The organism is Mycolicibacterium moriokaense (assembly GCF_010726085.1).
In the GTDB taxonomy this organism is placed as follows: Bacteria; Actinomycetota; Actinomycetes; order Mycobacteriales; family Mycobacteriaceae; genus Mycobacterium; species Mycobacterium moriokaense.
Genome location: NZ_AP022560.1, coordinates 5,512,168 through 5,524,757 on the forward strand (window position 1 = coordinate 5,512,168; position 12,590 = coordinate 5,524,757).

The window sequence follows — 12,590 nt, forward strand, 5'->3', positions numbered from 1 at the left end:
TTGATCTTTGCAGTTGATTCTCTTCGCGGGGTAACCGGGGCTTACTGCCCGGTCGCCTTCGCGATGATCTCCTTCGACACGTTTGCCGGAACCTCGGCGTACGAGTCGAAAACCATGGAGTAGTTCGCCCGGCCCTGGGTCTTCGACCGAAGGTCTCCGACGTAGCCGAACATCTCCGACAGCGGTACATGCGCCCTGACGACGCGTGCACCGGAGCGCTCCTCCATGGCCTGGATCTGACCACGGCGGGAGTTCAGGTCGCCGATCACGTCGCCCATGTAATCCTCGGGCGTGGTGACCTCGACGGCCATGATCGGCTCCAGGATCACCGGTTGTGCTTGGGCCGCAGCCTTTTTCAGCACCTGTGATCCTGCAACTTTGAACGCCATTTCCGAGGAGTCAACCTCGTGGTAGGCACCGTCGAGCAGCGTGACCTTCAAATTCACCAGCGGGTAGCCGGCCAGCACGCCGTACTGCATGGCGTCCTGGCAGCCCGCATCCACCGACGGGATGAACTCGCGCGGGATGCGGCCACCGGTGACCTTGTTCTCGAATTCGTAGGTGGCACCGTCCTCGCCGGTGAACGGCTCCAGGTCGATGAGCACCTTGGCGAACTGGCCCGAGCCACCCGTCTGCTTCTTGTGGGTGTACTCGACCTTCTCGACCTTGCGGCGGATGGTCTCGCGGTAGGCGACCTGCGGCTTGCCGACGTTGGCCTCGACCTTGAACTCGCGCTTCATGCGGTCCACGAGGATGTCGAGGTGCAGCTCGCCCATACCGCCGATGACGGTCTGGCCGGTCTCCTGGTCGAGGTGCACCTTGAACGTCGGATCCTCTTCGGCCAGCTTCTGGATCGCCGTGCCGAGCTTCTCCTGGTCGCTCTTGGTCTTGGGCTCGATGGCCACCTCGATAACCGGATCGGGGAACGTCATCGACTCCAGCACGATCTGGTCGTTCGGATCCGACAGCGTGTCGCCGGTGGTGGTGTCCTTGAGTCCGATGACGGCGTAGATGTGCCCCGCGGAGGCCCGTTCGACCGGGTTCTCCTTGTTGGAGTGCATCTGGAACAGCTTGCCCAGCCGCTCCTTCTTGCCCTTGGTCGCGTTGATGACCTGCGAACCGGACTCGACGGTGCCGGAGTAGACGCGCACGTAGGTCAGCTTGCCGAAGAACGGGTGCGTGGCGACCTTGAACGCCAGCGCCGAGAACGGCTCGTCGACCGACGGTTTGCGGCTGATCTGCTCGTCTTCCTTGCCCGGCACGTGGCCGACGGCAGGCGGCACGTCCAGCGGCGACGGCAGGTAGTCGATCACCGCGTCGAGCATGGGCTGCACGCCCTTGTTCTTGAACGCGCTGCCGCACAACACCAGGTACGCCTCGGAGTTGATGGTCAGCTTGCGCAGGGCGCCCTTGATCTCCTCGACCGTCAGCTCCTCGCCGCCGAAGTACTTCTCGAGCAGCGCCTCGTCGGTCTCGGCGACCGCCTCGAGCAGCTTGGTGCGGTACTCGTCGGCCTTTTCCTGGAGGTCGGCCGGGATGTCGATGGTTTCGTAGGTCTCACCGAGCTTGGTCTCGCCGCGCCACACCTTGGCCTTCATCTCGACCAGGTCGACGACGCCCTCGAAGTCGCCCTCGGAGCCCACCGGCAGCTGAATCGGGATGACGTTGGCGCCGAGGCGCTCCTCCATCGTGCGCACCGAGAAGTAGAAGTCCGCACCGATCTTGTCCATCTTGTTGACGAAGCAGATGCGGGGGACGTCGTACTTGTCGGCCTGGCGCCAAACCTGCTCGGACTGCGGCTCGACACCTTCCTTGCCGTCGAAGACGGCCACGGCACCGTCGAGCACGCGCAGGCTGCGCTCCACCTCCACGGTGAAGTCGACGTGGCCGGGGGTGTCGATGATGTTGATCTGGTTCTCGTTCCAGAAGCAGGTGGTAGCGGCGGAGGTGATGGTGATCCCCCGCTCCTGCTCCTGCTCCATCCAGTCCATGGTGGCGGCGCCGTCGTGCACCTCACCGATCTTGTAGCTGATGCCGGTGTAGTAGAGGATGCGCTCGGTCGTCGTCGTCTTACCGGCATCGATGTGCGCCATGATGCCGATGTTGCGGACCTTGGTCAGGTCGGTCAGCACGTCCTTCTGTGCCACAGAAGTTCTTCTCTCTCGCTTGGTAGTTGTTCAGCCTTCATTCGCCGTCACCCGCCATCACCGCGGCAACGCCGCCACGGCCGGCTGGGTCACCAGCGATAGTGCGCGAAGGCTCGGTTCGCCTCGGCCATCTTGTGGGTGTCCTCGCGCCGCTTCACGGCGGCACCCAGGCCATTGCTGGCGTCGAGGATCTCGTTCGCCAGGCGCTCGATCATCGTCTTCTCACGACGCTGCTTGGAGAAGCTGACCAGCCAGCGCAGTGCCAGGGTCACCGAGCGGTCCGGGCGGACCTCGACGGGAACCTGGTAGGTGGCGCCACCGACGCGGCGGCTGCGGACCTCGAGGGCCGGCTTGACGTTGTCGAGAGCGCGCTTCAGGGTCACCACCGGATCGGTGCCGGTCTTGTCACGGGCTTGTTCGAGCGCACCATAAACAATGCGTTCGGCCAGCGATTTCTTCCCGTCCAGCAACACTTTGTTGACCAGCTGGGTTACCAGCTGCGACCCGTAGACCGGATCGTTGACCAACGGACGCTTGGGTGCGGGCCCCTTGCGCGGCATTAGCTCTTCTCCTTCTTGGCGCCGTAGCGGCTGCGCGCTTGCTTGCGGTTCTTCACGCCCTGGGTGTCCAGCGAGCCGCGGATGATCTTGTAGCGCACACCGGGCAGGTCCTTCACACGACCACCGCGCACCAGCACCATGGAGTGCTCCTGCAGGTTGTGGCCCTCACCGGGGATGTAGGCGGTGACCTCAACCTGGCTGGTCAGCTTGACGCGCGCGACCTTGCGAAGCGCCGAGTTCGGCTTCTTCGGGGTGGTGGTGTACACGCGGGTGCACACTCCGCGACGCTGCGGGCTGCCCTTGAGGGCCGCAGTCTTGACCTTGGCGATCTTGTCGCGGCGACCCTTGCGGACCAGCTGCTGAATGGTTGGCATCTACCGGCTTTCTGTGTTGCTCGTGTGTTCTTGGTCGTTCCGAAGTCTCTGTACTGCAGTTATGTCCCGTTCACGTACCCCGCGATCGGGTGTGTCGCATGCGCCCGCCGCGAGGTTTTCCTCTAGGCTTCGTGGACACGCGAATTGGCCCGGCGTGCAGGCATGCCTGCTGACTTTTCCCGAAAGGCCAGTCCGCAATGCGCCTTATCTGCCAGGCACGATCGTCCACAATACCAGGGTGGCGCGTACCGACCAAACCCGTCGCTGACGGGCTAACCGCAGGTCAGCGCTAGCTTCAGCCGTTGCTCTTCGCGCAAGCGCTCATCTGCGACCGTTGCTCTTCGCGCAAGCGCTCATCTGCGACCGTTGCTCTTCGCGCAAGCGCTCATCTGCGACCGTTGCTCTTCGCGCAAGCGCTCATCTGCGACCGTTGCTCTTCGCGCAAGCGCTCATCGCCGTTCCATTCCGGCCGCCAGCCTCATCACCATGTCGGTGAATATCGCATCGGCGTCGATTCCGTTCATCGCACCGGTCATCTCGAGCAACACGAAACCGTGCATCGCCGACCAGAACTCCAGGGCCGCATAGAACGCGTTCTCACCCTCGAGTCCGTACGACGCCAGGACGTCGATCACTGGAGCCGCCGCGGCCCGGGTGGCCTCGGTGAACTCGGGGTCGTCGCCGCCGAGCGGCATCCGGGTGAATGCCGAATAGCGGCCCGGATGGTGGTGGGCATAGCTGCGGTAAGCGGCGGCCATCGCCATGACCGCGTCGTCGCGGGTACGGCCCTGACCGACGGTGTTGAGCATCTCGATGATGTCGCCCACCACCCGCATCCGCACGGTTCGGCGCAGGTCCTCGAGGCTGTGCACATGGTTGTAGAGCGACGGACCCTTGGTGCCGAGCTGAGTCGCCAGCGCGTTGATCGTGAGCGCGTCCCAGCCCTCGCGGTCCAGGAACGTCAGCGCCGCGTTGACGATGGAGTCTCGGCTCAACCTCGCGGGACGCCGGCCCTGGGCGGTCGACGGCTGAGCTGCCATCTGCCTTTCGCCCCCTCTCCGGGTTCGCCGAGATCCCGCGGAACCGGGTGACGTCAAACTAACACCTCTAGTTTTACCTGCTCAGTCTGTGTCCGGTCAGTTGACACGCTCCTGGCTGAGCTGGGCAAGTTTTTCGATGATCGTGCACAAATCGGGCAATGTCGCCGGGTTCAGCGTCTGGATCGACCACGTGATGACGTCGCCACCCTTGGCGACATAAATACTGCAGGCGTTGCCGTCGTAGGCCTTGAAGCCTTTGTTGCCGTCCACCGACAGTTCGGTGATCGTGCGACCGGCACCCTGCTCCAGCGCCCGCTCGGTGTCCATATCGCTGCCGCGGTACCACCACGTCGAGATCCCCATCCCGGCGCCGACGGAGCCGAACATGGAGTTCTCCTGCCAGAAGCATCCGACGTCGCTGACGACGGACTTGGTGAACTTCGCAGGACCGGCTGCGGCGGCGATGTCCGCGTCCGTGATGCCGTTGCAGTCACCGCTGCGAAAGCCGTCGGCCGCGGTGCCCGAGGCCGGTGTCGACGGCGCGGGACCCTCGCTCGGGGTGCCGCAGCCGACGAGCACGATCGATCCCGCGGCTGCTATCACCAACCACGACAATAGATTTCGCGTACGGACCATCACATGTCCGACTGCAGGGTGGCGGTGAGCAGCTTCTCGGCGTCGCGGCACGGGTCGCCACCCCACTGGCCGCGGAACTGCACCCACCAACTCAGCACTCCGGTGCCGGCGGCGGCCGTGGCCGAGCACGCCGCGCCGGTCGTATCGCGTCGGGCCAGGAACGCCTCGTGCCGTTCGACATCCGTGGCGGTGATCGTCGCGCCCCGTTCGGTGGCCAGCTCGCGCTCCCGTTCCAGGCTGCCCGTCTCGAACCACGAGAACGTCACGTCCATGGTCGTGTTGCCTCGATTCAGGACGTACTGGCAGACGGCGCCGCTGTAGGGGCGCACCACGTGATCGGCGGCCAGCGTCTCCTGGACCGAGGAGTCGGCCAGAAGGCCGCAGCGGTCATCGACATAGCCGTAACTGCGGGTGGGATCGGGTACGGCGGGATGCGCCCGTCGCGCGGTACCGCTGACGGTCGAAGAGCATCCTGCAACGATCGCCGCCGCTGTGACCGCCACGACGACAACCTGATTGACACGCCAACGCATCGACATGACACGCTACCCAGCACCGTGGCGAATGGCGACTTGGACGAACCCGGCCAACGCCCGAGCGTGACGACGTAATCTCTGACCCATGGTGCGGACTGTGGTGGCTTGTGTGGTTGCGTTACCGATCGTCGCATTGACGGTGGGAGCACCGGTCGCGGGTGCGCAACCGCCGGGGGTCTGCAACCCGTTGGCACGTACCTGCGCCGACAACAGCATCGTCGGTGCCCACCCGCCCGGCGACACACACATCACGGGCGTCGGGATCGTCAGGACGATCGACTGCAACGGCCACACACTGCTGGTGAACGGCGGAGGCAACCAGATCACCGCGCTGGGGACCTGCTGGGCGGTGACTGTGCAGGGCAACGGGAACGTCGTGGTCGCCGACAACGTCATCAACGACGTGACGGTGTACGGCTGGGACCAGACCGTGCTCTACAAGAATGGATCACCGGCCATCTGGGACCGCGGCCGTGAACTGGGTATGACGAACATCGTCAACAGGGTGCCCGCCTGATGCGTAGGGCTGCCGTCGCTGTAGCCGCCGTCGCGGTTGTCCTCGCCGGCTGCGGCTCGGAGAGTTCTGACACCAATACGCCGACCGCGACGGCAGGGACGTCCGGCGCCCAGGTCGAGGTCGGCAACACGATCAACTACGGCTCGTTCGGCACGACCGCCGACATCGATTGCGCGGACGGCAAATCGCTCAACATCGGGGGGTCGAACAACACCCTGACTGTCAAGGGCACATGTGCCAACGTGAACATCGGCGGCGCCGACAACAAGGTCACCTTCGAGCGCATCGACAAAGAGATCAGTGTCGTCGGCCTGAACAACACCGTGACCTACAAGGACGGCGAGCCGAAGATCAACGACACCGGCTCGAACAACAAGATCACCAAAGGCTGAGTTTTTCTCCGCGCTTCTCTCCCCGCCGCTTTCTCCCGCGGGCTGGACCCACACCGCGAGCAGACGTGAACTCCCCCAAAATTGGGCGATGTAGGGGGAGTTCGCGTCTGCTCGCGCAGCGGGCCGGGCCGGGCTAGGCCGGGCTGACGCTAGGCGCGCGCGCCGTGCCGCCCCTCGCCCGCTGCGAACCGCGAGGCGCCTTGCAACGATTCGGCGGACACTCGCGACATGCTGCCGAACTCGAAATCCATCGCATCGGCTTCGCCCATCCCCCACTGATGCAGTAGCGACAACCGATCTGAACGCATGCATTGCTGCGGAAGCCTGGCCAGTTCGGCGGCGAGTTCCTCGGCCCGCTGACGCGCTTCGCCTTTGGGCACGACCCTGTTCGCGAGTCCGATCGCGAAAGCTTCGGCTGCGTCGACGGGGCGGCCGGTGAGGATGAGGTCCATCGCTCTGCTGTGCCCGATCAGGCGAGGTAGGCGCACGGTGCCACCGTCGATCAGCGGCACACCCCAGCGGCGGCAGAACACGCCGAAGATCGCGTCCTCCTCGACCACTCGCATATCGCACCACACGGCCAGCTCGAGTCCGCCCGCGACGGCGTAACCGCTGACGGCAGCGATCACCGGTTTCGACAGCACCATCCGGCTAGGACCCATCGGCGCGGGACCGGTGCGATGTACGGGGTTGGTATCCGGAGTGCCGATGGCCTTGAGATCGGCTCCCGCGCAGAACGTTCCGTTGTCACCCCACAGTACGGCGACGGCGGCGTCCTCGTCCTTGTCGAATTCGTCGAATGCGGCGTACAGGTCTGCGGCGGCGGGTCCGTTGACCGCGTTGCGCGCCTCCGGACGATTCATGATCACCGTCGTCACGGGACCGTTCTTCTCGACCCGCACCCCACTTGTCATGTCGCCTCCATCAGTCGTTCGCTGTCGCGCCGCGAGATCAGCTCCGCGGCAAAGGTGTTGTACGCCAGGCGCAGTCGGTCACCCGGCCAGTCGTCAGGTAGGAGTTCGCCCGGAAGCACCGGGTCGGCGAGGAGGTGACGAACCATCGCGGCGGCTACGACGAATCGGCCTGGAATATCTACGGTCGCGTTCATTTCGGCGAGTAGCTCATGTCCGCGAGCCGACCAGGCCTTGAGGTCCCACAGCAGTGCAGCCAGCTCGGCTGGGTCATCGTCACGCATGTGCAATTGCCTCCCCCGGCGCAGCACCTCGTCCGGCAACTCCGCATGGAGGTTGTCCGGACGAAGCCACACCCCTTCGCGAAGTTCACCGAATCTGTTGTTCTGCAGGGTGGTCCGCAGGGCCGCGCGGGTACGGGCGTCGGTCCCGACGCTGGTGATCACCAGCGTCTTCCACACCCCATCCCACGGGTGGACGCGAGGGTTGATCGCGTCGTCCTGGCGTCGCTGCCTGGCCAGCAGCCTGTCGGACAGGCGATAGCCGTCCTCCGAGCGCACCAGGTCGCCCGCGCTGACCATCCTGGTCAGCGCGACCCGCACCGTCGACTCCTTGATGTCGAAATCGGCTGTGAGCCTGATGAGTTCGCTCGCCGTCGCCCATGCCGGATGCGCACCGAGCAACACACTCAGCACCACCGAGCGGGCCGTCATCCGCCCAGTCGAGAGGCGCGCCGGGGCATCGGACTGAGCGACCATTCCCTAAACCCCGGACGCCTTCCTGCCGTGATCGCCGAACGGCTCGTCGCGTTGACGAACGGCCTCACGGAAGCCGTGCTCGCGGGACTGCGCGACGAACGCATGACCCTCCGGCGTGTGCCGGGCGATGCCGTCGAAGACCGTCGAGATCATCGCGCTGTTGGCCACGCCCTGGTTGAGCAGCGCAGAGTTCATCGCGAGCTTCACCATGATCAGCTGGTTGACGGGAACGGCGGCGATCCGCTCCACCAGCCGCTCCGTACGCTCATCCAGATCTTCGGGGGCGGGTGCCTCGACCGCCAGACCCCATTCGGCGGCCTGCGCACCCGTGATCGAATCACCGGTCAGCAGAAGGCGTTTGGCCCGCTGATCGCCCAGTCGATGTGCCCACATACCCGCAGCGGGGATACCCCAGACCCGGGTGGGCGGGTAGCCGATCTTGGCGTCGGCCGCCGCGATCACCTGATCGGCGTGCAGCGCGATGTCGGTACCACCCGCGATGCAGTAGCCGTGGATCTTGACCACCGTCGGCTTGTCCGCGTGGAGCAGGCTGGAGAACCCCCGAACGAAGCGGCTCATCATCTGGTAGTCGATCATCGGATCCCAGGGCTGATCGGCCAAATGGTTGATCGCCTGCGTCTTGCCCGACAACACGGTGTCCTTGTACGGGCTGCCACCGCCCGCGGACGAGGACCCTTCCGCGTATGCGGACAGGTCGAACCCCGCGCAAAACCCTTCTCCGCGACCGGAAACCAGGATCACGTGCACATTCGGATCGAGGTCCGCCCGCTCCACGAGCGCCGACAGCTCCAGCGGCGTGTCGGCGACGATCGCGTTGCCCTTCTCGGGCCGGTTGAACGTGATCCGCGCAACCCGGCCGGTGACCTCGTAGGTCATCGTCTTGAGGTTGTCGAAGTCGACGGGCCTGATCGCGTGCGTCATCGCCCCGTCACCTTCTCCCGCGAGCAGACACGAACTGCCCCGACACGCCGGGAATTCCGGGCATTTCGCGACTGCTCGCCGTTGGAACCGTCATCCCTTGACCAGCGCGCGTTCCAGGATCGGCGCGAGATCCAGTCCCGTTGGCAGCGTTCCGAATGCGCCGCCCCACTGGCCGCCCAGCCGCGTCGCGAGGAACGCCTCGGCAACCGCGGGATGGCCGTGGCGCAGCAGCAGCGAACCCTGCAGCGCCAAGCTGATGTCCTCGGCGACCTTACGGGCGCGGTACTGGATGGTCTCGAGGTCGCCCAGCGCGGGACGCAGCGCGTCGACGTGGGCGTCCAGCCGCGCATCCTGTCCTGCGGTTCGGGAAAGCTCGTCGAACAGGACGTCGACGCATTCCGGCCGAGTCGCCATGGCGCGCAATGTGTCCAGCGCGCTGACATTGCCCGAGCCCTCCCAGATGCCCATCAGCGGCGCTTCGCGGTAGAGCCTCGGCATGCCGGACTCCTCGACGTAGCCGTTGCCGCCCAGGCACTCCATCGCCTCGCCGGCGTGCGGGGTGGCGCGCTTGCACACCCAGTACTTGCCCGCCGCCAGCCCGATGCGGCGCAGCAGCGTCTCGCGCTCGTCGCCACGCACCGCGGCGTCGGTGGCACCGGCCATGCGCATCGCCAGGATGGTCGCCGCCTCGGCCTCGACCGCCAGATCGGCCAGCACGTTGCGCATCAGCGGCTGGTCAATCAGATACTCGCCGAACGCCTTTCGGTGCTGCGCGTGGTGGATGGCGCGGGTCAGGCCGTTGCGCATACTCGTCGCGCTGCCCAGCGTGCAGTCCAGCCGGGTGAGGTTGACCATCTCGATGATCGTGGGCACGCCGCGACCTTCCTCACCCACGAGCCACGCGGTCGCACCGTCGTACTCCACCTCGGACGAGGCGTTGGCGTGGTTACCGAGCTTGTCCTTGAGCCGCTGCAGGAACATGCGGTTGCGGGTGCCGTCGGGCAGGACCCGCGGCAGGAAGAAGCAGGACAGCCCCTTCGGGGCTTGTGCGAGAACGAGGAAGATGTCGCACATCGGCGCCGAGGTGAACCACTTGTGGCCGGTCAGGCTGTAGCTGCCGTCGGCGTTCGGCATCGCCTGCGTCGTGCCCGCGCGCACGTCGGAGCCGCCCTGCTTCTCGGTCATCGACATGCCCGCAGTGATGCCGACCTTGGTGGTGGGCACCTTCAGTTCGGGGTCGTATTGGCGACTGGTCAGCAGCGGCTCGTAGACCTTGGCGAGTTCGGGGTTGGCCCGCAGGGCAGGGACGACTGCGTAGGTCATCGAGATGGGGCAGACGTGGCCGGGTTCGGGTGTCCAGACCGACATCTTGGCGGCGCGTACGACGTGGGCGCCGGGCCGGTCGTCAGCCCACGGCGCGGCATGCAGGCCGTGGCCGATCGCCGTGCTCATCAGCGCGTGGTACGCCGGGTCGTACTCGACCTCGTCCACGCGATGGCCGTACCGGTCGTGGGTGTGCAGGATCGGCTGGTTGCGGTCGGCGAGCTCGCCCCAGCGCTGGGCCTGCTCTGAGCCCGCGATCGCGCCGAGGTCGTTGACCTCGTCGACGCCCCACTCGCCGCCCTCGCGGATCAGCGCCTCGGCGAGCACCGGCGACGTAGCCGGGTTGTAGTCCTCCAGCGGAGGAACCTGGTTGGTGACGACGTGCGTATCTGCCATGTCGCCGATATTACGCTTTCGCGACAGTCGTAGGGAAGATGTAATACTACCTACGTGGCGGGTGCGCCCTCGGGTTCCGGGACTTCGGGCGCGCTCGACCGACGCGCTCGTCGCGTCTGATGGCGGTGGAGCAGCACGATCGAGACGATGGCCAGGGCCCAGCCCAGCAGGATGTCGATGACGTAGTGCTCCGCGGTGTACACCAGCGTGAACGCCATGATCAGCGGATAGATCACCAGCACCGGACGCCAGCCCCAGTGCACCCGGTTCCACAGGAACATCGCCACCGCGGCGGTCATGCCGGCGTGGAGGGATGGAATGGCCGCGACGAGATTGACGCTGGCCTGGCCCTGATCGAGCAACGCCGTCGCCGAGTGCAGGTTGAGATTGCCCCAGCCCCGGCCGACGATACGTTCGATCCAGTTGTTGGCGCCGTCCTGCGCCGTTTGCATCGCGCCGAGGACGCCGCCGTCGGGCACGCCCCTGGCCGAGCGGAACATGCACTGCGGGTTGGCGGGGCCGCCCGCGACATCTTCGGGTGTGCAGCGCGCCGCAGCCCATGGCGGTGCGGCCGGCTGCGTGGCATAGACCACGAGCCCAGCGACCGAGATACCCACGAACAGCTTGACGAAGGCCTTCCATTCCTCACGGTCGCGCAGCCACAGCACCGCCGCCACCACGTAGGGAAGGATGAAGAACGACATGTAAACGCTGCTGACGACCACCTCCCACCAGGGCGGATCGGGCAGCTTCAGGTGCTCCTGCAGCCACACCGTCGGCATCGTCCCGGAGAAGAGCCAGCGGTCGACGTCGGCGGGCCACTCCCACAGGGTCGGCCGACCGATCATGTCGGCGGCGCCCCGGCTCAGGTCATAAGCGATCAGCACCAGGGCGAACGGCAGCCAGTCGCGGATGATGTAGAACATCCGGCGGCCCTGACCGATGCTCGCCGCGGCTAGGCCGGTGCAGATGTAGAGCAGGACCAGCTCGCGGTTGAACGCGAAGCCGTCGGTCGCGGTGCGATAGATGACGACTGTTGCCCAGATAGCGATTGCGATCCACCGCGTGATGCGCAGCCATCGGCCGGAACGACCCGCGCTCGATGGCGCCTCGACCGCAGTTGGCAGCACAACCGCTTGCTGCTCAATGGCGGACACTGAACCCCTCGGATGCCGGTCGGCGATCGGTACCGCCTGTTTCCGCCGACGAGCCTAGTTAACTGTCCGTGCACCCGAAATTTGAATGACGTTTTTGTTATTGCACCGTGCCCGGACGGCGGGTCAGCCGAGGTGCTCGCGCAGAAACGCGATGTCGTCCTTGCGGCCCGCGTCGGCCGTCTCGCAGATGACCGGGGCGTCGGCCGCCTGGACCACCGCGACCAGCAACTGCGGATCGATCTGACCGGTGCCGAAGTTGGCGTGCCGGTCGGCGCCCGACCCCGCGGCGTCGCGCGAGTCATTGCAGTGCACCAGGTCGATGCGGCCGGTGAGCGCCTTGATGCGGTCAACCGCGTCGACGAGTTCCTCCCCCGCGGCCCACGCGTGGCAGGTGTCCAGACAGAAGCCGATACCGGTATCACCGATGCGGTCCCACAGCCGACCGATGACATCGAAGTGCCGCGCCATCGCGTGATCGCCGCCCGCGGTGTTCTCCAGGTAGATCTGCATGTCGGTCTCGAGGTAGTCGAGCGCCTTGACCCAGCGTTCGAAGCCTGCCTCGTAGTCGTTGTCGTCGGCGTGCCCGCCGTGCACGATCACCGCCGTCGCATTGATCTCCGATGCGGCGTCACACGTGTCCTGCAGGATCTTGCGCGACGGGATGCGCACACGGTTGTTGGCCGATGCGACGTTGATCAGGTAGGGCGCGTGCACATAGAGCGGGATGCTGGACGCCTTGAGCACGTCGGCGTCCTCGCGCGGTTTGGGTTTCTTCCAGCTCTGCGGGTTGCCGAGGAAGAACTGCACGACGTCGGCACCGTCGGCGGCAGCGTCGGCCAGGGGGTCGTCTCCGTGAACATGCGAACCGATGAGCACGCAGCCGAGTCTAGGCGCGCACCCC

At 65.9% G+C, this 12,590-nt stretch carries 14 protein-coding genes; 2 read left to right on the forward strand and 12 right to left on the reverse strand.

What is annotated here, in order from left to right; translation table 11 throughout:
• Positions 1 to 41: 41 nt before the first annotated feature.
• From fusA to G6N43_RS26950, 6 genes are all read right to left on the reverse strand, one after another.
• Positions 42 to 2,147 carry an elongation factor G gene (gene fusA / locus G6N43_RS26925; RefSeq protein WP_083156091.1) on the reverse strand — a complete coding sequence of 702 codons (2,106 nt, stop codon included), beginning with the start codon at positions 2,145 to 2,147 and terminating at the stop codon, positions 42 to 44.
• An 89-nt stretch (positions 2,148 to 2,236) separates the two neighbouring features.
• Positions 2,237 to 2,707 carry a 30S ribosomal protein S7 gene (rpsG, locus tag G6N43_RS26930; RefSeq protein WP_083156093.1) on the reverse strand — a complete coding sequence of 157 codons (471 nt, stop codon included), beginning with the start codon at positions 2,705 to 2,707 and terminating at the stop codon, positions 2,237 to 2,239.
• Positions 2,707 to 3,081, reverse strand: a complete 375-nt coding sequence (gene rpsL, locus G6N43_RS26935; RefSeq protein WP_007167812.1) for a 30S ribosomal protein S12 — start codon at positions 3,079 to 3,081, stop codon at positions 2,707 to 2,709. The genes rpsG and rpsL overlap by 1 nt, the downstream gene beginning before the upstream one ends.
• A 449-nt stretch (positions 3,082 to 3,530) precedes the next feature.
• Positions 3,531 to 4,121: a TetR/AcrR family transcriptional regulator gene (locus G6N43_RS26940; RefSeq protein WP_083156095.1), complete on the reverse strand. Its 591-nt coding sequence runs from the start codon at positions 4,119 to 4,121 to the stop codon at positions 3,531 to 3,533.
• 96 nt (positions 4,122 to 4,217) lie between these two features.
• Positions 4,218 to 4,757 carry a DUF3558 domain-containing protein gene (locus G6N43_RS26945; protein WP_083156097.1) on the reverse strand — a complete coding sequence of 180 codons (540 nt, stop codon included), beginning with the start codon at positions 4,755 to 4,757 and terminating at the stop codon, positions 4,218 to 4,220.
• Positions 4,757 to 5,290 (reverse strand): DUF3558 domain-containing protein, encoded by a 534-nt coding sequence (locus tag G6N43_RS26950; protein ID WP_083156168.1) that lies wholly within the window; start codon positions 5,288 to 5,290, stop codon positions 4,757 to 4,759. The genes G6N43_RS26945 and G6N43_RS26950 overlap by 1 nt, the downstream gene beginning before the upstream one ends.
• Before the next feature lie 88 nt (positions 5,291 to 5,378).
• On the opposite strand from G6N43_RS26950, the gene G6N43_RS26955 reads away from it, so the two are divergent.
• Entirely contained in the window at positions 5,379 to 5,810 is a 432-nt protein-coding gene (locus G6N43_RS26955) for a DUF3060 domain-containing protein (RefSeq protein ID WP_083156102.1), read from the forward strand.
• A complete protein-coding gene (locus tag G6N43_RS26960) occupies positions 5,810 to 6,202 on the forward strand; it encodes a DUF3060 domain-containing protein (RefSeq protein ID WP_083156104.1) in 393 nt (130 codons plus the stop codon). Before G6N43_RS26955 ends, G6N43_RS26960 begins: the two co-directional genes overlap by 1 nt.
• A 149-nt stretch (positions 6,203 to 6,351) precedes the next feature.
• On the opposite strand, the gene G6N43_RS26965 is transcribed toward G6N43_RS26960, so the two are convergent.
• From G6N43_RS26965 to G6N43_RS26990, 6 genes are all read right to left on the reverse strand, one after another.
• The gene (locus G6N43_RS26965) at positions 6,352 to 7,116 is read right to left on the reverse strand and encodes a crotonase/enoyl-CoA hydratase family protein (protein WP_179967931.1); all 765 of its coding nucleotides are present in this window, start codon (positions 7,114 to 7,116) and stop codon (positions 6,352 to 6,354) included.
• Positions 7,113 to 7,826: a PaaX family transcriptional regulator C-terminal domain-containing protein gene (locus tag G6N43_RS26970; protein WP_083156108.1), complete on the reverse strand. Its 714-nt coding sequence runs from the start codon at positions 7,824 to 7,826 to the stop codon at positions 7,113 to 7,115. Before G6N43_RS26970 ends, G6N43_RS26965 begins: the two co-directional genes overlap by 4 nt.
• A 48-nt stretch (positions 7,827 to 7,874) precedes the next feature.
• Positions 7,875 to 8,813, reverse strand: a complete 939-nt coding sequence (locus tag G6N43_RS26975; RefSeq protein WP_083156110.1) for a crotonase/enoyl-CoA hydratase family protein — start codon at positions 8,811 to 8,813, stop codon at positions 7,875 to 7,877.
• A gap of 90 nt (positions 8,814 to 8,903) precedes the next feature.
• Positions 8,904 to 10,532, reverse strand: coding sequence for an acyl-CoA dehydrogenase family protein (locus tag G6N43_RS26980; protein WP_083156112.1), 1,629 nt, complete (start codon positions 10,530 to 10,532; stop codon positions 8,904 to 8,906).
• Positions 10,533 to 10,582: 50 nt separating this feature from the next.
• Positions 10,583 to 11,689 carry a phosphatase PAP2 family protein gene (locus G6N43_RS26985; protein ID WP_083156113.1) on the reverse strand — a complete coding sequence of 369 codons (1,107 nt, stop codon included), beginning with the start codon at positions 11,687 to 11,689 and terminating at the stop codon, positions 10,583 to 10,585.
• Positions 11,690 to 11,812: 123 nt separating this feature from the next.
• Positions 11,813 to 12,565 (reverse strand): deoxyribonuclease IV, encoded by a 753-nt coding sequence (locus tag G6N43_RS26990; RefSeq protein WP_083156115.1) that lies wholly within the window; start codon positions 12,563 to 12,565, stop codon positions 11,813 to 11,815.
• Positions 12,566 to 12,590 lie beyond the last annotated feature (25 nt).

Excerpts from the sequence above, each read along its gene's own strand:
- rpsG (WP_083156093.1), bottom strand. The coding sequence starts at position 2,707 with ATGCCGCGCAAGGGGCCCGCACCCAAGCGTCCGTTGGTCAACGATCCG.
- rpsL (WP_007167812.1), bottom strand. The coding sequence starts at position 3,081 with ATGCCAACCATTCAGCAGCTGGTCCGCAAGGGTCGCCGCGACAAGATC.
- G6N43_RS26940 (WP_083156095.1), bottom strand. The coding sequence starts at position 4,121 with ATGGCAGCTCAGCCGTCGACCGCCCAGGGCCGGCGTCCCGCGAGGTTG.
- G6N43_RS26945 (WP_083156097.1), bottom strand. The coding sequence starts at position 4,757 with ATGGTCCGTACGCGAAATCTATTGTCGTGGTTGGTGATAGCAGCCGCG.
- G6N43_RS26950 (WP_083156168.1), bottom strand. The coding sequence starts at position 5,290 with ATGCGTTGGCGTGTCAATCAGGTTGTCGTCGTGGCGGTCACAGCGGCG.
- G6N43_RS26955 (WP_083156102.1), top strand. The coding sequence starts at position 5,379 with ATGGTGCGGACTGTGGTGGCTTGTGTGGTTGCGTTACCGATCGTCGCA.
- G6N43_RS26960 (WP_083156104.1), top strand. The coding sequence starts at position 5,810 with ATGCGTAGGGCTGCCGTCGCTGTAGCCGCCGTCGCGGTTGTCCTCGCC.
- G6N43_RS26965 (WP_179967931.1), bottom strand. The coding sequence starts at position 7,116 with ATGACAAGTGGGGTGCGGGTCGAGAAGAACGGTCCCGTGACGACGGTG.
- G6N43_RS26970 (WP_083156108.1), bottom strand. The coding sequence starts at position 7,826 with ATGACGGCCCGCTCGGTGGTGCTGAGTGTGTTGCTCGGTGCGCATCCG.
- G6N43_RS26975 (WP_083156110.1), bottom strand. The coding sequence starts at position 8,813 with ATGACGCACGCGATCAGGCCCGTCGACTTCGACAACCTCAAGACGATG.
- G6N43_RS26980 (WP_083156112.1), bottom strand. The coding sequence starts at position 10,532 with ATGGCAGATACGCACGTCGTCACCAACCAGGTTCCTCCGCTGGAGGAC.